We start from the raw sequence: 18,705 nt of genomic DNA, 5'->3' as shown, positions 1-18,705 counted from the left end.
AATGAATAGCACTACAGTATTTTTAATAATATTAGCATTTTTTATAGCGCTCTTTGTAGCGCTTTTTCAGTACTGGTATAGGGATAAACATCGGTTAAAAGGTATTCATGGAATTTTGGCCTTGTTACGTTTTTTAACGGTATTCTCAATTTTAGTTTTACTGATAAACCCTAAATTTGAAAATACTACCATTTTTGAGGAGAAACCTGAACTGGTTTTGGCCATTGATAATTCACAGTCCATTAGAAATTTGGGTCAAGACTCCATAGCTATTAATTTTTCTCAAGCTTTAACGAATGACGATGAGTTAACTGAAAAATTCAATATAAAAACCTATTTATTTGGTGAGGATTTCATCAATGGAGAAGTGCCTAACTTTGAGGATAATCATTCTGAAATCTCAAAGGTTTGGAGTGGTTTACGAGATATTTATGAGCAAAACACTTCCGCAGTAGTGTTACTAACGGACGGAAATCAAACTAAAGGACGTGATTATGTTCAATCGCCCTCCAGTTTAGAACATGCTGTTTATCCTGTAATACTGGGAGATACAACCAAATATGAAGATTTGTATTTATCTAGGGTAAATGTGAATAGATATTCCTATGTAAATAACCAGTTTCCAGTAGAAGTTATTGCCGTATATGATGGAAAGACAACAGTTAATCCTACCTTAACTATTACCTCTGGAACTTCCACAGTTTTTAGTCAACAACTGAAATTAGACAATCTTAATTCATCACAAGTTGTTAGTTTGTTATTACCTAGTGGACCAGCCGGAGTAAAATCTTATCGAGTTAAAATAGGGGAGTTATCAAATGAAAAGAACACCAAAAATAATTCTCAAAATTTTGTTGTTGAGGTCTTGGATCAGCGTAATTCCATCGCTCTTATTTCCAGCATGGTGCATCCGGATTTAGGTGCAATTAAAAAGTCATTAGAATCCAATCAACAACGAACAGTGGACTTACTAAATCCATCTGAATTTCTTGAGGATCCGACTAAATATCAATTGGCGATGGTGTATCAGCCTGATGCCGGCATGACTGAACTTTTTAGGGTGCTCGATAATATTTCGCTCAATACCTTTTATATTGTTGGAAACCACACAAATTGGAACTTACTTAATTCATCACAAGCAAATTTTGCACAAGAGGTTACGAATCAAAAAGAGGAGTTTGTGCCAAATTTAAATACTTCCTATCCTATATTCAATCTCGATTTTCTTTCAATGCAAGATTATCCGCCTTTAGAGACTGAGTTTGGGGAAACATCCTTTAATGTTTCGCATGAGACGGTAATTTATAAGTCTGTTAATGGCATTTCAATAAATGAACCCTTATTGGCTACATATGAGGTTGGAAGCAGGAAATTTGGATTGTTGAACGGAGAAAATATATGGCGGTGGAGGGCACATTGTTATAGAGCAACTGGATCATTCCAAGAATTTGATGACTTTTTAGGAAAATTAGTTCAGTATTTAGGTGATAATAAACGCAAAAACCGATTGGAGTTAGACTTCGATAATATTAATAGAGAGACAGATCCAATTGAAATTAATGCCCATTATTTTGATAAAGGTTTCGAGTTTGATAATTCGGCAACACTAACAATAAGTCTTACAGAAAAGGTTTCGAAAGAGAAATTTAATTTTCCATTAAATCTTGCTAATAATTCTTACCGAATTAAACTGGGAGGTTTAATTCCTCCAGGGGATTATAATTTTACGGTAAAGGCTGAACCAGAAAATATTTCTCGATCCGGTGAATTAACTGTTATGGAATATAATGTTGAAGAACAATTCATTAATGCAGACTTAATCAAATTGCTTCAAGTGGCCGACGGAACGTCTGGTAAAGTATTTTTTCCAAGTGAATTAGATAGTTTGAAACAAACTTTATTAGAAGATTCTAGATACCTGCCAATTCAAAAAAGTACCAAGAAAGTTGTACCTTTGATTGATTGGAAATATCTCTTATTTGGAATCATATTTTTCCTCGGCTGCGAGTGGTTTGCCAGAAAATATAATGGCCTTATCTAGACAATTTATCTTCAATAACATAACTAATCTTTAATAAAAAAATAATATGGAACGATTACCAAAAATAGCCCTGCCGGCAATTATAATTATTGTAGTAGCGATAATTCTACTAACTAAATCTACTATTACAATTGGGCCAGGAGAAGCGGGGGTTCTCTATAGGACTTTTGGAGAAGGGGTTGTAACTGATGAACCACCGTTAAGCGAAGGATTCCACATTGTAGCACCATGGAACAGGGTATTCGTTTATGAGGTGAGACAGCAGGAGGTTTATGAAAAAATGAACGTACTTTCCTCAAATGGTTTGGATATAAAACTTGAGGCTTCAGTTTGGTACCAACCAAAATATGAAGATTTGGGTAAACTTCACCAGGAGAAAAGTGAAATGTATAAAGAGCGAATTTTACAGCCTGCCATTCGCTCTGCAGCAAGGAGTGTTGTGGGAAGGTACACACCAGAACAATTATATTCCAGTAAAAGGGATGCCATTCAGGCAGAAATTTTTGAAGAAACAAAAAACATTGTTGACAATCAATACATTCAACTAAATCAGGTTTTGGTGCGGGATGTAACTTTACCACCAACCATTAAGGATGCTATCGAACGTAAATTAAGACAGGAGCAAGAGGCATTGGAGTATGAATTTAGGCTAGTTTCTGCCCAGAAGGAAGCTGATAAACAACGTATTGAGGCTCAGGGTAAAGCTGATGCCAACACCATTTTAAGTGCCTCTTTAAATGATAAAATCCTTCAGGATAAGGGTATCGAAGCAACAATTAAACTTGCTGAATCACAAAATTCAAAGGTTATTGTAATTGGTTCTGGAGAAACTGGATTACCAATCATTTTAGGCAATCAATAAGCAATCTTTTATTTTGTTGAATTTTATTTAGGATTTTAAATAATTCTTTTAAATATTTGCAGCAATAAATTTATATGATTAATAGACTATCACATCATCATCATTTTTTTGGGACTTGCGCTCAGGCGAGATGGTAATGTATTGACTAGTTTCAAAATATTATAGCCCGTTTGAGTGAATCAAACGGGTTTTTTTATTGAATAAAATGAAATTATTATAACAATGGACAAGCTAAAAATTGCAGTTCAAAAATCAGGAAGGTTACACGATGATTCCATGCAAATATTGAAAGATATAGGTATATCAATAGATAATGGAAAAGATCAGTTAAAAGCCGCTGCTCGTAATTTTCCTTTAGAAGTGTTTTATCTTAGAAATGGAGATATTCCACAATATTTAAGAGATGGGGTAGTAGATGTTGCTATTATTGGAGAAAATGTACTTTACGAAAAGGGAGAAGATATAGTCGTTAAAGAACGCCTAGGTTTTTCTAAGTGTAAGGTTTCTATCGCAATTCCAAAATCGAAAAAATTCAGTGGGATTGAAGATTTGGAAGGAAAACGTATTGCAACTTCCTATCCGAATACTGTTACAAAATTCTTAGATGATAATAATATTAACGCCCAGATTCATTTAATTAATGGTTCAGTTGAAATAGCTCCAAATATTGGCTTGGCAGACGCAATTGTGGATATTGTTTCAAGCGGTAGCACCCTTTTTAAAAACAATTTGAAGGAAGTAAAGGTGTTATTAAAATCTGAAGCCGTCCTTGCGGCATCTCCGAAAATATCAGATGAGGTAAATGTCATACTAAATAGATTGTTATTCAGAATTCAATCGGTCCTTAAAGGTCGTGGGTTTCGTTACGTTTTAATGAATGCACCCACAAATAAGGTTGCCGAAATAATTGAAGTTTTGCCTGGAATGCGGAGTCCAACAGTCCTTCCGCTTGCTCAGGAAGGTTGGTCTTCCTTACACACAGTAATTGATAAAAATGATTTTTGGAATATTATTGATGAATTAAAGGCAAAAGGGGCGGAGGGCATTTTAGTGTGTCCAATTGAAAACTTGGTAGTATGAAAGTATTAGAGAACCCTTCAAGGGATGAATGGGAAACAATTGTTAGGCGGCCTACACCTTCACTCCAGGATTTAGAGCCTTTGGTTAGTGAGGTTTTTGCGGATATTCAAGTAAATGGTGATACTGCTATCTCTGCTTTTACCAGCAGATACGACAGAGTTGACTTAGATCGGTTTCAAGTTTCAGAAATTGAAATCGATGAAGCTATTTCTAATATAAATCCAGACCTTAAAAAGGCAATTTTAATAGCAAAGGATAATATAGAAGCGTTTCATAAAGCGCAACAAACAGATTTTAAACCTGTTGAAACTACTAAGGGTGTTAGTTGTTGGCAAGTACAAAAACCGATCGAAAAGGTTGGGCTTTATATCCCGGGAGGTACTGCTCCCTTGTTTTCCACGGTTTTGATGTTGGCTATTCCTGCTAATATTGCAGGTTGCAAAGAAATTATATTATGTTCGCCTCCCAACAAATCGGGATCTTTACCCGATGAAATTTTATTCGCTGCCAGTATGTGTGGTGTTACAAAAATTTTTAAAGTTGGAGGAATCCAGGCAATTGCTGCATTAACATTTGGAACCGATACAATTCCAAAAGTTAACAAAATATTTGGTCCAGGTAACCAATTTGTTACGGTGGCTAAACAATACGCCACAAAATTTGGCTTAGCCATCGATATGCCAGCTGGTCCCAGTGAATTGTTGGTTTATGCGGATGAAACCGCTGTTCCAGCCTATGTTGCTGCCGATTTATTGAGTCAAGCTGAGCACGGAAAAGATTCCCAAGTTATTTTGGTGAGTAATTCACTTGATATCTTGAAAAAAGTTTTGGCACAATTAGATATACAATTGCGCAAACTGCCCCGGATTGAAATGGCAAAATCCTCAATTGAAAATTCAAAATTGGTGTATTTGCCAATTAAAGAAGATGCTTTAGATTTTATAAATATGTATGGCCCCGAGCATTTTATTATTTGTACTCAAAATGAAGAATTTTTTGTCAATGGTATTATAAATGCTGGTTCAGTGTTTATAGGAAATTATTCCCCAGAAAGTGCAGGTGATTATGCTTCTGGAACCAATCATACTTTGCCTACAAACGGTTATAGTAAAACATATAGTGGGGTTAATTTAAATAGTTTCACAAAGGCCATTACCTTCCAAAAACTGAGCTCTGAAGGTTTGATAAATCTTGGTCCAACTATAGAGATTATGGCGGAAGCAGAAGGATTGTTTGCCCATAAAAACGCGGTTAGCTTACGATTAAATGATTTGACAAATGGACAATAAGATCAGTAGGACAAAACCTCAAATTTTTGATGTGCAAGACTTGGTTCGGCCAAATGTGAAGAAAATGAAACCTTATTCATCTGCGCGTGACGAATTTAAGGAAATCGGTGCAAATATGGTATTTATAGATGCAAACGAAAATCCTTTTGAAACAGGCCTTAACCGTTATCCTGATCCCCACCAAAGGGAACTCAAACAATTGATATCTAACATTAAAAAATTTCCAGAATCTCAGATTCTTTTGGGTAACGGAAGCGATGAAGTTCTCGATCTATTATTCAGGGCTTTTTGTGAACCGAAACAAGATAATATCATTATACTACCACCCACTTATGGTATGTACAAGGTTTTGGCAGAATTAAATGATGTTCAATATAAATCAGTTTTGCTAACCGATGATTTTCAGCTGAAGGTGTCCAGGATTTTGGATACCGCTGATGAATTTTCTAAACTGCTATTTATCTGTTCGCCAAACAATCCTTCAGGTAATTGTTTTAAAAAAAATGATATTGAAGATTTACTACAAAATTTCAAAGGTATTGTTGTAATAGATGAGGCTTATGTAGATTTTACAGGTGAGGATAGTTGGATTCAAAGATTGAATGAATTTCCCAACCTTGTAGTATGTCAAACACTTTCAAAAGCATACGGTCTTGCAGGAATTCGACTAGGGATGTGTTTTGCTTCGGAGGACATTATTAATATTCTCAAAAAGATAAAACCACCTTACAATGTTAATCAACTAACACAACAAAAGGCTAAAGAAATAATTGGGGAGAATAATGTAGGAGAGGATATTCAACTTATTTTAAAGGGGCGTAAAAAATTATTAGAGGACCTAGACCAGATTAATTTTGTTAGAAAAATTTATCCTACTGATGCAAATTTCGTTTTGGTCAAAGTAGATGATGCCAATAAGCGCTATGTGCAACTTGTAGAATCTGGTGTGGTTGTAAGAAACCGGTCCAATCAAGAATTATGTGATAACTGTCTACGTTTAACCGTAGGAACCCCTGATGAAAATGAAAAATTAATTAATAAACTAAAAGAATTACTGTGAAGAAGGTTTTGTTTATAGATAGAGATGGTACTTTAATTTTAGAACCAGAAGATGAGCAAATTGATAGTTTTGAGAAGCTTCAATTCTTTCCAGAGGTTTTTCAATACCTTAGTAAAATTGCAAAAGAACTAAGTTATGAATTAGTGATGATCACCAATCAAGATGGTTTGGGTACAGACTCATTTCCAGAAAATAACTTTTGGCCTGTTCATAAATTAATAGTTGAAACTTTTAAGAATGAGGGGGTTGAATTTCAGAATATCTTTATTGACAAGACTTTTGCCAAAGACAATGCGCCAACAAGGAAACCTAATACGGGACTTTTAACTGCTTATTTTGAAGGAGATTACGATTTAGAAAATAGCTTTGTAATAGGGGACCGTCTCACAGATATTCAATTAGCGAAAAATCTAAATTCAAAAGGTATTTTTATTGACACCCATCCTGAAATGGGTGCCGACGAAAGTTCGGGTCGCGGGGACCTTCAAGATTATATAGCTTTAGAAACTTCTAGTTGGAAACGGATTTATGAGTTCCTTAAATTAGAAGATAGGACAGCTTTATTAGAAAGAAATACCAATGAAACTAAGATTAAGATTGCACTTAACCTTGATGGTTCTGGCAAGGGAGATATAGATACTGGTCTAAAGTTTTTTGACCATATGCTAGATCAGTTGGCTAAACATGGGCACCTAGATTTATCAATCAAGGTTGAAGGTGATTTAGAAGTCGATGAGCATCATACCATGGAAGATACTGCTATTGCTTTAGGAGAAACATTTCATAAGGCTTTAGGAAACAAACTCGGTATTGAACGTTATGGATTCGCGTTGCCTATGGATGATTGTTTGGCACAGGTGTTAATAGATTTTGGTGGTAGAAATTGGTTAGAATGGGATGCGGAATTTAATCGTGAAATGATAGGGCAATTGCCTACTGAGATGTTCTTCCATTTCTTTAAATCCTTTTCTGATGGTGCCAAATGTAACTTGAATATAAAAGCAGAAGGCATAAATGAACATCATAAAATCGAGGCAATCTTCAAAGCTTTTGCAAAAGCAATTAAAATGGCTGTAAAAAGGGATAGTGAACGGATGATTTTGCCATCTACCAAAGGAGTATTGTAAAAAATGAAATTAGTAATTATAGATTACGGAGCGGGCAATATTAAAAGCCTTCAGTTTGCTTTCCAAAGGCTTGGTGTTGAAGCCATATTATCTAAGGATCCCGAAATTATAAAAAATGCTGATAAAGTTATTTTTCCAGGGGTGGGGGAAGCTAGCTCAGCCATGCAAAAATTGAGGGAAACTGAATTAGATAGGCTTATACCAAACTTAAATCAGCCAGTTCTCGGTATTTGTTTAGGTATGCAATTACTCTGCAATTATTCCGAAGAGGGCCAAACGGAAGGCCTCAAAATTTTTGATTGTGATGTAAGGAAATTTAATGATGGATTAAAAGTCCCTCAAATGGGCTGGAATACCATTTGGGATCTAAAATCTCCTTTATTTAAAGGTATTACAGAAAATGAATATATGTATTTGGTGCATAGTTTTTATGCTGAATTAAATCAACAGGCCATTGCTAAATGTAGTTATGGTTTAGATTATGCAAGTGCTCTGCAGAAAGACAACTTTTATGGTGTTCAATTTCACCCCGAAAAAAGTAGTAAAGCAGGCAGCAGCATATTGAAGAATTTTTTAGAGCTTTGATCTTTTGAAATTATGAGAATTATTCCAGCCATTGATATTATTGAAGGTAAGTGTGTTAGACTAACCAAAGGAGATTATTCTTCTAAAAAAGTGTATAACCAAAATCCATTGGAAGTTGCGAAAGAATTTGAAGATAACGGTATTGAGTATTTGCACTTGGTGGATTTAGATGGTGCCAAAATTGGAGAGATCGTAAATTATAAAGTTTTAGAGCAAATAGCGACCAGAACTGCTTTGAAAGTCGATTATGGAGGGGGTCTTAAAACTAATGAAGACTTACATATCGCATTTAATTCTGGTGCTAGACAAGTTACAGGTGGGAGTGTTGCGGTTAAGAATCCAAAAATGTTTGAAGGCTGGCTTTATAAATATGGAAAGCAAAAAATAATTCTGGGAGCAGATACCGATGGTGGCAAAATTTCCATTAGCGGTTGGCAAGAACAATCTGAAGAAGATATTATTCCTTTCATTAAAAAGTACATGAAAAAGGATGTTCGTTATGTTATTTGTACGGACATTGCTAAAGACGGAATGCTTGAAGGGCCTTCCGGGGAACTATATAAACAAATACTTGCCGAATGTTCAAATTCAAGTGTTGATCAATCAATTAAATTAATTGCTTCTGGTGGTATTACTTCAATTGATGATTTGAACATGCTAAAGGAAATGGGGTGTGAAGGTGCTATTATAGGAAAGGCGCTGTATGAAAATAAAATTGACCTAAGAGATCTTAGTAGGTTTCTGTAAAATATATCTATGCTGACTAAACGAATCATTCCTTGTTTGGATATTAAAAACGGTAGAACCGTCAAAGGGGTCAACTTTGTTGAATTAAGAGATGCAGGCGATCCTGTGGAATTGGCAAGAGCGTATGCTGAGCAAGGGGCGGATGAGTTGGTTTTTTTAGATATTTCGGCTACCCTAGAAGGAAGGCAAACTACTTTAGAAATGGCATTGCATGTCGCTGAACAGGTTGATATACCATTTACAGTGGGTGGGGGAATATCTTCAATTAAACATGTTGATGATTTGTTACACTGCGGAGCCGATAAAGTTTCCGTGAACTCTTCGGCTGTAAAACGTCCTGAATTGGTTGAAGAACTTGCTAAAAAGTTTGGAAGTCAATGTGTTGTGGTCGCCATCGATGCAAAAAATATAAATGACCAATGGAAAGTTCACTTAGCGGGTGGAACTTTACCTACGGAAATAGACCTATTCCAATGGGCTAAACAAGTTGAGGATTTGGGAGCTGGTGAAATATTGTTTACCAGTATGAATCACGATGGTACAAAAGATGGATTTGCCAACAAAGCTTTGGCGCAGCTTTCGGATACTTTAAATATTCCTATAATTGCCTCAGGTGGGGCAGGAACGGTTCAACATTTTGCGGATACCTTTTTTTATGGGAAAGCTGATGCAGCTTTAGCGGCAAGTGTGTTTCACTATGGTGAAATTGATATTTTGGATTTAAAAAAGGAATTGAAAGAAAAAGGAATTTCTGTTAGAATATAAAACAGTAAAAATGAAAGTAACATACGATGATAAGGGTTTGGTGCCAGCTATAATTCAAGATTTTGAAACAAATTGTGTTTTGATGTTAGGTTATATGAATGAGGAATCTCTCAAAAAAACTCAAGAAACCAAGCTGGTTACTTTTTTCAGCAGAAGTAAAAATAGACTTTGGACCAAAGGAGAGGAAAGCGGAAATGTCCTTCATTTAATTTCAATTGAAAGTGACTGCGATAATGACACCCTATTAGTGAAAGTAAAGCCTGACGGCCCAACATGTCATACAGGCTCAGATACGTGTTGGGGTGGAGAAAATGTAGCAACCCATCTTTTTGTAAAGAAATTAGAGAGAATAATAAATGATCGTTTGGCCTCGAAATCTGATAAGCCTTCTTATGTAAGATCGCTTTTTGATTCTGGAATAAATAAAATTGCCCAAAAAGTTGGTGAGGAGGCTGTGGAAACCATTATCGAGGCAAAGGATAATAATGATGATTTGTTTTTAAATGAATCTGCGGATCTATTCTTCCATTATTTGTTGTTGCTGAATGCCAAGGGATTCCAATTTTCAGATGTGTTGAATATTCTCGAATCACGCCATACAACTGCGAAATAAGTCTTTTTTGAATCGATTTTTTTACCTCATAAAACTTCAATATTTAGGGTATCGCTATCATGGATGGCAAAAACAACCTAATGTAAAGACTGTTCAATTTATGGTGGATAGAACCCTAAAATATATTCTACCTGATACAGCCATTAAAACTTTAGCCGCAGGTAGGACGGATGCGAAAGTATCTGCAGAACAAGCTGCTTTTGAATTGTTTTTGGATAGGCCATTGAATGATTTAAGCATGTTTTTGGAAGAGTTTAATTTCAATTTACCACAAGATATTCGCGCATTATCAATTGAGGAGGTGGATGAGAACTTCAACATTATTCAAGATTCAAAAATTAAGGAATACCATTATCTTTTTGCGTATGGTCAAAAATTTCATCCGTTTTGCGCCCCACTTATGGCAACTATCTTAGATGATTTAGATATAGAAATTATGAAGAAAGGAGCATCAATTTTTCAAGGAACCCATAATTTTAAAGCCTATTGTTATAAGGCTAGTGAAGAGGGCCAATATGAACGAGAATTGGTGAAATGTGAGTTGGTTGAGAATGACGTGTACACAGCTAATTTTTTTCCAGAGAGAACATACTTGCTAAAGGTTGCTGGAAGTGGTTTTGGAAGAAATCAGGTGCGCTTGATGGCGGGTACATTATTTGATTTGGGCAGGGGAATTATATCATTAGAAAAATTTAAATCCTCTTTAAGGCCAAATTATAATGGTAGCATGCAATACATTGCTCCAGCCTCGGGATTAATCCTTCATAAAGTTGAATTTTCTTTAGATTAAATCTTTAATCTTGCCTTGGCTGCAATGTTTTGAGTTGCAAATATTTGTTCTTGATACTTTAAGTAACCTACAATTGCAATCATAGCGGCATTATCCGTAGTATATTCAAATTTAGGAATATAGGTTGTCCATCCGTATTTATTTTCAGCGGCTTTAAGCGCACTTCTTATACCAGAGTTTGCAGAAACCCCGCCCCCAATAGCAATGTGCTTTATTCCTGTTTGCTTGCTAGCAATTTTTAATTTATCCATTAGGATATTAATGATGGTATGTTGAATGGATGCACAAATGTCATTTAGGTGTTCTTCAATGAAATTTGGATTTTCCTTTAAATTATTCTGAATAAAATACAGGATAGCGGTTTTCAGTCCAGAAAAGCTGAAATTTAAGCCGTCAACTTTTGGTTTAGTAAATTTGAAAGCTTTGGGATTTCCTAGTTGTGCCCGCTTATCCATTTCAGGTCCGGCCGGATAATTGAGTCCCAAAATTTTTCCGCTTTTATCAAAGGCTTCCCCAACCGCATCATCTATAGTTTCTCCAATTACTTCCATTTCGAAATAATTAGTTACTAACACTATTTGGGTATGCCCACCCGATATGGTCATTGCCAAAAAGGGGAAGGGAGGTTTATTGAATCCCTCTTCATCTATATAATGTGCCAGAATATGGGCTTGCATATGGTTAACATCTATTAAGGGAATCTGCAATCCAAGTGCCAGAGATTTAGCGAAAGAGGTTCCTACTAATAGCGATCCCAATAATCCAGGTCCTTGAGTGAAAGCAATGGCATTCAGTCCTTTAGAAGAAATATTCGCCCTTTTTAAGGCTTCATTTACTACCGGTACAATGTTTTGAAGATGAGCTCTAGATGCCAGTTCTGGAACCACTCCGCCATATGCTTCATGAATCTTTTGACTCGCTACAACATTGCTTAAAATTTTACCGTTACAAAGTACGGAAGCGGAAGTATCATCGCAAGAAGATTCGATGCCAAGTATGTAGATATTTTGTGTAGGCATGTCCGTTAGAAAGGCACAATAATTGTTAATTTTGGTTCAAAGTTATAACTTTAGTAGGTATCAAAAAATTTTTCAAAATAGTTAGTAAAATAGTGGCAATTATTTTGTTGCTATTTATCATTTTGGTACTTATTTTCTCGTTGCCGGCTGTACAATCTTTATTAGGCAAATATGCCACAAAAAAGATTAATAATGAATTTGGAACACATATTAACGTTAAGTATGTCCATTTAAGATTTAACGGTGATGTTGAACTAAAAAAAGTCTTCATTGAGGATTTCAGGCAGGATACTTTAATTTTTGTTGATAGACTGCGAACATCCATTATCAGTTTCAACAATATTTATAATGGCGATCTAGTTTTTGGAGATATTGGTATCGATAAAATGACTTTTGATATCCATACCTATGAAGGCGATTCGCTTTCTAATCTAGATGTATTTGTTAACAGATTTGAAGAAGACAATCCCAAAAAGGAGGTTAGCACTTTTCTTTTTTCTAGCAGTGATGTATCTATAAACAATGGGAAGTTTAGGATTGTTGATGAAAATAATGAGTCTCCAGATATCCTAGATTTCGAAAAACTAAATTTAAATGCAACCAACTTTGTCATTAGAGGGCCTGAGGTCAAAGCCCGTATAAATACATTCAATTTTTTGGATAGACGTGGGCTTCATGTTGAAAATTTAAGAACCACATTTGCTTATTCCTTAAGCGAAATGAGTTTTAAGGACCTGGATATTAAAACGGAAGGTTCTCATTTACAGGGGAACCTCAAGTTTTCATATAATAGAGAAGACTTCAAAGAATTTACTGATAAAGTTGCAATAGAGGCTAACTTCAATGATTCGCAAATACTGCTAGACGATATAAATCATTTTTATAATGAATTTGGAAAAAATGAAAAAGTTCGACTGGATTTAGAAGCTTCAGGTACTTTAAATGATTTGGAATTGAATAACCTTAGGTTAATTTCGGGCATTAATACAAATTTATATGGCAGGCTTCATCTTAATGACATATTTAATACCCAAAATGGAAGGTTTTCGGTAAGAGGTAATATTTCTAATCTTTCTTCCAATTATTACGATTTACGTGATTTAATGCCTGGAATTTTGGGTAGTGCACTCCCAACAGCTTTTAGTACTGTGGGTAATTTCAGCATGAAAGGCACAACAGTCATCACTAAAACAAATGTGGATGCTGACCTTTATATTGTTACCGATATTGGCAATATAGATAGTGATATTAAATTGTCTCGTGTTAATGAAATTGATAATGCCAGTTATGTTGGCAATATTATTTTTGATGAATTAGACTTGGGCGCACTAACTGGTAATGTAAGTTTAGGAAAAGCCTCGTTTAATTTGGACGTGGATGGTAAAGGGTTTAAAGCAGAAAATTTAAGCACCAAGATAGATGGAGAGATATTTACCCTCACCTTTAACAACTATAACTATCATGATATTGTAGTAAGCGGTAATGTTGGAAATAATGTTTTCAATGGGACAGCTATTGCAGAAGATCCTAATCTTTCAATGCGGTTTGAAGGATTAGCAGATATGTCTAAAAAAGAGGGGAAATTTAATTTTGCAGCAAATGTGTTTTATGCCGATTTACATGAGCTCAACTTCATCAAAAATGATTCTATTGCCATCTTTAAGGGGCTTATTGATTGTGCACTTAGGGGTTCTAATATCGATGATGTTTATGGAACGCTTAATTTTAGCAATACAACCTATCAAAATTCTAAAGACCAATATTTTTTCCAAGATTTTGCAATTACCTCGGTTTTTAATGATAGGGAAAGATCTATAACCATAAATTCTCCAGATATCGTTGAAGGTTACGTTAATGGATCCTTTAGTATATATGACATTGGTAAATTGGTGGAGAATAGTGTGGGTAGTATTTATACGAACTTTGTCCCAAATAAGATTAATCGTGAAGAATACATCAATTTCGATTTTAATATCTACAATAAGATTGTTGAGATCTTTTATCCGGATCTCGAAATTGGGCCAAATACCACCGTGAGTGGACGGATTGAAACAGACGAGACAAAATTTGAACTTAATTTTTCATCACCAGAAATCAAGTTAAAGGATTATTTCGCAAATAATATTAACGTTACAATCGACAATTCAAATCCATTATTTAACACTTTTATTGAGATTGATTCTTTAAACACAGGGGTTTATAATCTATCTGAATTTAATTTAATAAATGCCACTAGGAGGGATACTTTATTTATAGAAACCGATTTTAAAGGTGGCCCTAACAATAAAGATACCTTTAGTTTAAGCCTTTATTATACCATTGATCTAGATGAAAAGTCTGTGGTTGGATTTAAAAAGTCAGGCCTCGTATTTAAGGGCAATCAATGGTTTATTAATGAGGATAAAAACAGGTTGAATAAACTTATTTTTGATCGAGAATTTAAAGAATTTGCTTTACAAGATTTAGTCTTTAATCAAGAGAATGAAGAGATCACAATATTCGGTACTGCCCGGGATTCTACCTATAAGGATATAAATGTCGCTTTTTCCGAAGTGCAATTAGCAAAGATTACCCCAACTATAGACAGTTTGTCTATGAATGGTATTGTTACCGGAAACTTGAAAATATTTGAGGAATTTGGAGTTTATAAGCCCGAATCAACGGTTAATGTTAAGGACCTTATCGTTAATGGTATTCAGCTGGGAGATTTAGATGCTAATATTATAGGAAATGAATCTTTAACCAATTACGATGTTGATATTACATTACAGAATGATAATATTAAATCTCTTGAGGCGGTAGGATCATTAGATGTCAGTAACACCGAAAGCTTTATAGATTTAAATGTTCGCTTCGAGGATTTTACTTTAGATCCACTTGCTCCGCTTGGTGAAGGCGTTATTACAAATATTAGAGGGTTGGTTTCTGGTGAGTTAACTGTTACAGGTGACTTAAAAAAGCCTTCAATTGATGGAGAGTTGTTGATTGATAATGCCGGACTTACCATTCCTTATTTAAATGTGGATTACCAATTTGATTTTGATTCCCGAATTACTTTAAGGAATCAACGCTTTATTTTTGAGGAGGTGGAACTTACGGATGGAGAATATTTCTCAAGAGCTATATTAAATGGATTTATTGAACATAACAATTTTTCTGATTGGAAATTAGGACTCGACATTGAAACAGATAGACTTTTAGTTTTAAATACCGAGTATACTGAGGAATCGCTCTATTACGGAACTGCTTTTATGGAGGGTACGGCAGAAATTGTTGGACCAACGGATGAATTAACAATTAATGTTGATGGTACCACTTCACAAGGAACAGTCTTTAAAATTCCTTTAAATGATTTGGAATCTTATGGAGATAACACCTTTATTCATTTTCTAAGTCCTGAAGAAAAAGAAGCTAGGTTAAGTGGACAAACCATAATTAATACAGATATCAAGGGCTTGGAATTGAATTTTGACCTCATTGTATTGCCAAACGCCGATATCGAAATTTTAATCGATCGAACTTCCGGTAGTACAATTCAAGGGTCTGGTAATGGTAACTTATTATTCAATATTAATACAAACGGACGATTTAAGATGTACGGTGACTTTATTGTAAATCGTGGTATTTACAATTTTGCCTACGGAGGTTTCATTGAACGTAAAATTGAAGTTGAACCTGGTGGAACACTGAGATGGGAAGGTGATCCTCTAAAAGCATTAATAGATATAACTGCTGTTTATAAGACAAATGCAAATCCATCTGTATTATTAGATAACCCAATAAACAGGACCATTCCGGTTGAGTTGGAAATAAATCTTACGGGACAACTAGAACAACCTGAACCCAATTTCACTTTTGAATTTCCAACCGTTAGTTCAACCGTTAAATCTGAATTAGAATATCGTTTAGACACTAAGGAAAGACGTGAAAATCAAGCTCTGTTTTTATTGGCCAGCGGAACTTTTGCTAGTGAAATAGGTTTGGGTCAACAGGCTTATGGTACAATTTCAGACCGTTTAAACAGTTTGGTAAACAGTTTAATTTCGGATGCAGATGGTAAATTGCAAGTTGGTCTGAATTATCAAATGGGTGAGCAGACGGCTGAATATACGACTGACGATAGGGTAGGTCTCACATTATCAACTCAAATTAGCGATAGGGTTAGGTTTAATGGAAAGTTAGGGGTCCCTATTGGAGGTATTTCCCAAAGCGTAATTGCGGGGGATCTTCAAATCGATGTATTGCTGAATGAAGAAGGTACATTAACCGCTAGATTTTTCAATCGTGAAAACAATATTAGAAATTTTGGAGAGGAAATAGGTTATACGCAAGGTTTAGGTCTCTCATATAATGTTGAATTTGATACATTCAAGGAACTATTTCAAATCATATTTACAGGAAAGAATAGAAAACAAAATAACTCTTCAACAAACAGCAAAACTCCCGAAGAGGACGATCCAAATCTTCCTGATTATATCAAAATGAAGTCACAAGGAGTTCGTCGCGATTAGTAAAATACCATTATTTGCCACTCTTAAATGAGAAATTATTAACGAAATCGATTAAGTAATTTCAATCTATCTAATTTGTATTTAGAAGCATGCAAATTCTTAAATATGTTTAGTAGTTTTGAAGTTCCAAACCAAAAAAATTAATGGCGAAAACGATAAGCAAGTTGGGGGTTTTTACCTCGGGTGGAGATTCTCCCGGCATGAATGCGGCCATAAGATCTGTAGTTAGAACCTGTGCCTACCATAAAATTCAATGTGCAGGAATTTATAGAGGATATGAAGGGATGATTGAGGGAGACTTTGTGCCAATGGATGCGCGAAGTGTAAAAGATATAATAAATAGAGGGGGAACTATTCTTAAATCTGCACGTTCCGATGAGTTCCGCACAAAGGAAGGACGAAAAAAAGCCTTTGATCAGCTTACCAAAGCAGGTATTGATGGTCTTGTTGCAATTGGTGGCGATGGAACTTTTACTGGTGCAATGATTTTTAGTCAAGAATTTGACTTTCCAGTAATGGGTATCCCAGGTACAATAGACAATGATATTTTTGGCACCTCACATACCTTAGGTTATGATACTGCTTTAAATACGGTTGTAGAAGTAATTGATAAAATTCGTGATACTGCAAGTTCACATAACCGATTATTCTTTATTGAGGTAATGGGTAGGGATGTAGGCCACATAGCTTTAAATGCGGGTGTTGGTGCAGGAGCGGAGGAAATATTAATTCCTGAGGAAGATTTAGGTCTTGACCGTTTATTAGAGTCTTTGCGTCGCAGCAAAAGTTCTGGAAAGTCTTCAAGTATTGTTGTGGTTGCAGAAGGTGATAAGATAGGTAAAAATGTTTTTGAACTGAAAGATTACGTGGAAAGCCACATGTCTGAATACGAGGTTCGCGTATCTGTACTTGGCCATATGCAAAGAGGAGGTTCTCCATCATGTTTTGATCGGGTGTTGGCAAGTAGAATGGGTGTTAAAGCTGTTGAAAGTCTTTTAGAGGGGAAAACAGATTTCATGGTCGGACTTATTAACGATAAAATTGCATTAACGCCTTTAACGAAGGCTGTCAAAGGAAAATCTGATATTAACTTAGAACTTTTACGTGTGTCTGAAATAATGACCACTTAACAATAATTAAACAACTATTATGGCAAATTTAAAATTAGGTATTAACGGATTTGGCCGAATTGGTCGAATTGTTTTCAGAGCTACAGTAAAACGACCAGATGTGGATGTGGTAGCAATAAATGACTTGTTGGATGTGGATCACTTGGCTTATCTACTAGAATATGACTCTGTTCATGGAAGGTTTGATGGAACAATAGAGGTTAAAGATGGGAATTTAGTAGTAGATGGTAAAACTATTAGAATTACTGCCGAAAGAGATCCTAAAAGTCTTAAATGGGATGAAGCAGGTGTAGATATTGTTGCAGAATGTACAGGTATTTTCACAACCTTAGATACAGCTCAGTACCACATTGATGCTGGTGCTAAGAAAGTTGTTATTTCTGCTCCTAGTAAGGATGCACCTATGTTTGTTATGGGTGTAAACGATGCAGAATTAACTGCAGATCACACGATTGTATCTAATGCTTCTTGTACTACTAACTGTTTAGCGCCCTTGGCAAAAGTTTTGGATGATAACTTTGGTATAGTTGAAGGTTTGATGACTACGGTTCATGCCACTACAGCTACCCAATTAACGGTCGATGGGCCATCTAGAAAAGATTTCAGAGGAGGAAGAAGTGCATTGTTAAATATTATACCAGCTTCAACTGGGGCTGCTAAAGCTGTAGGAAAGGTTATTCCTAAATTGAACGGAAAACTTACTGGTATGGCATTTAGAGTTCCAACTGCAGACGTTTCTGTGGTCGACTTAACTTTCAGAACGGAGAAAGCCACTAATTTAGATGAGATTAAAAAAGCGATGAAAGATGCTTCGGAAGGAGCTATGAAGGGGGTTCTTGGTTATACCGATGAGTTAGTAGTTTCTCAAGATTTTGTTAGTGATGCCAGAACTAGTATTTTCGATGCCGATGCTGCAATTGAGTTGAATGAAAGATTCTTCAAGGTGGTTTCTTGGTACGATAATGAGTTTGGCTATTCTAACAAACTTGTGGATTTAGCAGAGAAAATTCATTCTCTTTAATACAAACTTTATTAACTAATTCCGTAGCTATTGTTTACCATTTGAATAATCCCTACGGAATTATT

15 protein-coding genes are annotated in these 18,705 nt (G+C 35.4%); 14 read left to right on the top strand and 1 reads right to left on the bottom strand.

Going from position 1 to position 18,705, the window contains the following annotated elements; all coding sequences use genetic code 11:
• Position 1: 1 nt before the first annotated feature.
• The 11 genes from ISU00_RS15675 to ISU00_RS15625 all read left to right on the top strand — a co-directional run bounded on the left by ISU00_RS15675 (position 2) and on the right by ISU00_RS15625 (position 10,959).
• The gene (locus tag ISU00_RS15675) at positions 2 to 2,041 is read left to right on the top strand and encodes a VWA domain-containing protein (protein WP_228851618.1); all 2,040 of its coding nucleotides are present in this window, start codon (positions 2 to 4) and stop codon (positions 2,039 to 2,041) included.
• Between the two features lie 46 nt (positions 2,042 to 2,087).
• Positions 2,088 to 2,903: a prohibitin family protein gene (locus ISU00_RS15670; RefSeq protein ID WP_228851617.1), complete on the top strand. Its 816-nt coding sequence runs from the start codon at positions 2,088 to 2,090 to the stop codon at positions 2,901 to 2,903.
• 222 nt (positions 2,904 to 3,125) lie between these two features.
• Complete coding sequence (hisG, locus tag ISU00_RS15665; RefSeq protein WP_228851616.1) at positions 3,126 to 3,983, top strand: ATP phosphoribosyltransferase; 858 nt, start codon at positions 3,126 to 3,128, stop codon at positions 3,981 to 3,983.
• On the top strand, positions 3,980 to 5,272 hold the full coding sequence (hisD, locus tag ISU00_RS15660) for a histidinol dehydrogenase (protein WP_228851615.1): 1,293 nt from the start codon (positions 3,980 to 3,982) through the stop codon (positions 5,270 to 5,272). Before hisG ends, hisD begins: the two co-directional genes overlap by 4 nt.
• Positions 5,262 to 6,332 carry a histidinol-phosphate transaminase gene (gene hisC / locus ISU00_RS15655; RefSeq protein WP_228851614.1) on the top strand — a complete coding sequence of 357 codons (1,071 nt, stop codon included), beginning with the start codon at positions 5,262 to 5,264 and terminating at the stop codon, positions 6,330 to 6,332. The genes hisD and hisC overlap by 11 nt, the downstream gene beginning before the upstream one ends.
• The gene (gene hisB / locus ISU00_RS15650; protein WP_228851613.1) at positions 6,329 to 7,459 is read left to right on the top strand and encodes a bifunctional histidinol-phosphatase/imidazoleglycerol-phosphate dehydratase HisB; all 1,131 of its coding nucleotides are present in this window, start codon (positions 6,329 to 6,331) and stop codon (positions 7,457 to 7,459) included. Before hisC ends, hisB begins: the two co-directional genes overlap by 4 nt.
• 3 nt (positions 7,460 to 7,462) lie before the next feature.
• The gene (gene hisH, locus ISU00_RS15645; RefSeq protein WP_228851612.1) at positions 7,463 to 8,044 is read left to right on the top strand and encodes an imidazole glycerol phosphate synthase subunit HisH; all 582 of its coding nucleotides are present in this window, start codon (positions 7,463 to 7,465) and stop codon (positions 8,042 to 8,044) included.
• Between the two features lie 12 nt (positions 8,045 to 8,056).
• The gene (hisA, locus tag ISU00_RS15640) at positions 8,057 to 8,791 is read left to right on the top strand and encodes a 1-(5-phosphoribosyl)-5-[(5-phosphoribosylamino)methylideneamino]imidazole-4-carboxamide isomerase (protein ID WP_228851611.1); all 735 of its coding nucleotides are present in this window, start codon (positions 8,057 to 8,059) and stop codon (positions 8,789 to 8,791) included.
• A 9-nt stretch (positions 8,792 to 8,800) separates the two neighbouring features.
• Positions 8,801 to 9,556 carry an imidazole glycerol phosphate synthase subunit HisF gene (gene hisF / locus ISU00_RS15635; RefSeq protein WP_228851610.1) on the top strand — a complete coding sequence of 252 codons (756 nt, stop codon included), beginning with the start codon at positions 8,801 to 8,803 and terminating at the stop codon, positions 9,554 to 9,556.
• Positions 9,557 to 9,566: 10 nt separating this feature from the next.
• Positions 9,567 to 10,169 carry a bifunctional phosphoribosyl-AMP cyclohydrolase/phosphoribosyl-ATP diphosphatase HisIE gene (hisIE, locus tag ISU00_RS15630; RefSeq protein ID WP_228851609.1) on the top strand — a complete coding sequence of 201 codons (603 nt, stop codon included), beginning with the start codon at positions 9,567 to 9,569 and terminating at the stop codon, positions 10,167 to 10,169.
• A gap of 7 nt (positions 10,170 to 10,176) precedes the next feature.
• Entirely contained in the window at positions 10,177 to 10,959 is a 783-nt protein-coding gene (locus ISU00_RS15625; protein WP_228851608.1) for a tRNA pseudouridine synthase A, read from the top strand.
• On the opposite strand, the gene tsaD is transcribed toward ISU00_RS15625, so the two are convergent.
• The gene (tsaD, locus tag ISU00_RS15620) at positions 10,956 to 11,978 is read right to left on the bottom strand and encodes a tRNA (adenosine(37)-N6)-threonylcarbamoyltransferase complex transferase subunit TsaD (protein ID WP_228851607.1); all 1,023 of its coding nucleotides are present in this window, start codon (positions 11,976 to 11,978) and stop codon (positions 10,956 to 10,958) included. The two genes, ISU00_RS15625 and tsaD, sit on opposite strands and share 4 nt — an antisense overlap.
• 92 nt (positions 11,979 to 12,070) lie before the next feature.
• Between tsaD and ISU00_RS15615 the strand changes: the two genes are divergently transcribed.
• The 3 genes from ISU00_RS15615 (at position 12,071) to gap (ending at position 18,640) form a co-directional block, all read left to right on the top strand.
• The gene (locus ISU00_RS15615) at positions 12,071 to 16,489 is read left to right on the top strand and encodes a translocation/assembly module TamB domain-containing protein (protein WP_228851606.1); all 4,419 of its coding nucleotides are present in this window, start codon (positions 12,071 to 12,073) and stop codon (positions 16,487 to 16,489) included.
• Positions 16,490 to 16,632: 143 nt separating this feature from the next.
• Positions 16,633 to 17,619 (top strand): 6-phosphofructokinase, encoded by a 987-nt coding sequence (gene pfkA, locus ISU00_RS15610; RefSeq protein WP_228851605.1) that lies wholly within the window; start codon positions 16,633 to 16,635, stop codon positions 17,617 to 17,619.
• A 19-nt stretch (positions 17,620 to 17,638) separates the two neighbouring features.
• Entirely contained in the window at positions 17,639 to 18,640 is a 1,002-nt protein-coding gene (gene gap, locus ISU00_RS15605) for a type I glyceraldehyde-3-phosphate dehydrogenase (RefSeq protein WP_228851604.1), read from the top strand.
• Positions 18,641 to 18,705 lie beyond the last annotated feature (65 nt).

It is taken from the genome of Aegicerativicinus sediminis (genome assembly GCF_015476115.1).
GTDB lineage: Bacteria > Bacteroidota > Bacteroidia > Flavobacteriales > Flavobacteriaceae > Aegicerativicinus > Aegicerativicinus sediminis.
The sequence above is the reverse complement of the archived record's forward strand: the minus strand, read 5'-3'. Positions and strand labels throughout refer to the sequence as shown.

What these genes read in the sequence shown, in the direction of transcription:
- ISU00_RS15675 (WP_228851618.1), top strand. Translation starts at nt 2, where the DNA reads ATGAATAGCACTACAGTATTTTTAATAATATTAGCATTTTTTATAGCG.
- ISU00_RS15670 (WP_228851617.1), top strand. Translation starts at nt 2,088, where the DNA reads ATGGAACGATTACCAAAAATAGCCCTGCCGGCAATTATAATTATTGTA.
- hisG (WP_228851616.1), top strand. Translation starts at nt 3,126, where the DNA reads ATGGACAAGCTAAAAATTGCAGTTCAAAAATCAGGAAGGTTACACGAT.
- hisD (WP_228851615.1), top strand. Translation starts at nt 3,980, where the DNA reads ATGAAAGTATTAGAGAACCCTTCAAGGGATGAATGGGAAACAATTGTT.
- hisC (WP_228851614.1), top strand. Translation starts at nt 5,262, where the DNA reads ATGGACAATAAGATCAGTAGGACAAAACCTCAAATTTTTGATGTGCAA.
- hisH (WP_228851612.1), top strand. Translation starts at nt 7,463, where the DNA reads ATGAAATTAGTAATTATAGATTACGGAGCGGGCAATATTAAAAGCCTT.
- hisA (WP_228851611.1), top strand. Translation starts at nt 8,057, where the DNA reads ATGAGAATTATTCCAGCCATTGATATTATTGAAGGTAAGTGTGTTAGA.
- hisF (WP_228851610.1), top strand. Translation starts at nt 8,801, where the DNA reads ATGCTGACTAAACGAATCATTCCTTGTTTGGATATTAAAAACGGTAGA.
- hisIE (WP_228851609.1), top strand. Translation starts at nt 9,567, where the DNA reads ATGAAAGTAACATACGATGATAAGGGTTTGGTGCCAGCTATAATTCAA.
- tsaD (WP_228851607.1), bottom strand. Translation starts at nt 11,978, where the DNA reads ATGCCTACACAAAATATCTACATACTTGGCATCGAATCTTCTTGCGAT.
- pfkA (WP_228851605.1), top strand. Translation starts at nt 16,633, where the DNA reads ATGGCGAAAACGATAAGCAAGTTGGGGGTTTTTACCTCGGGTGGAGAT.
- gap (WP_228851604.1), top strand. Translation starts at nt 17,639, where the DNA reads ATGGCAAATTTAAAATTAGGTATTAACGGATTTGGCCGAATTGGTCGA.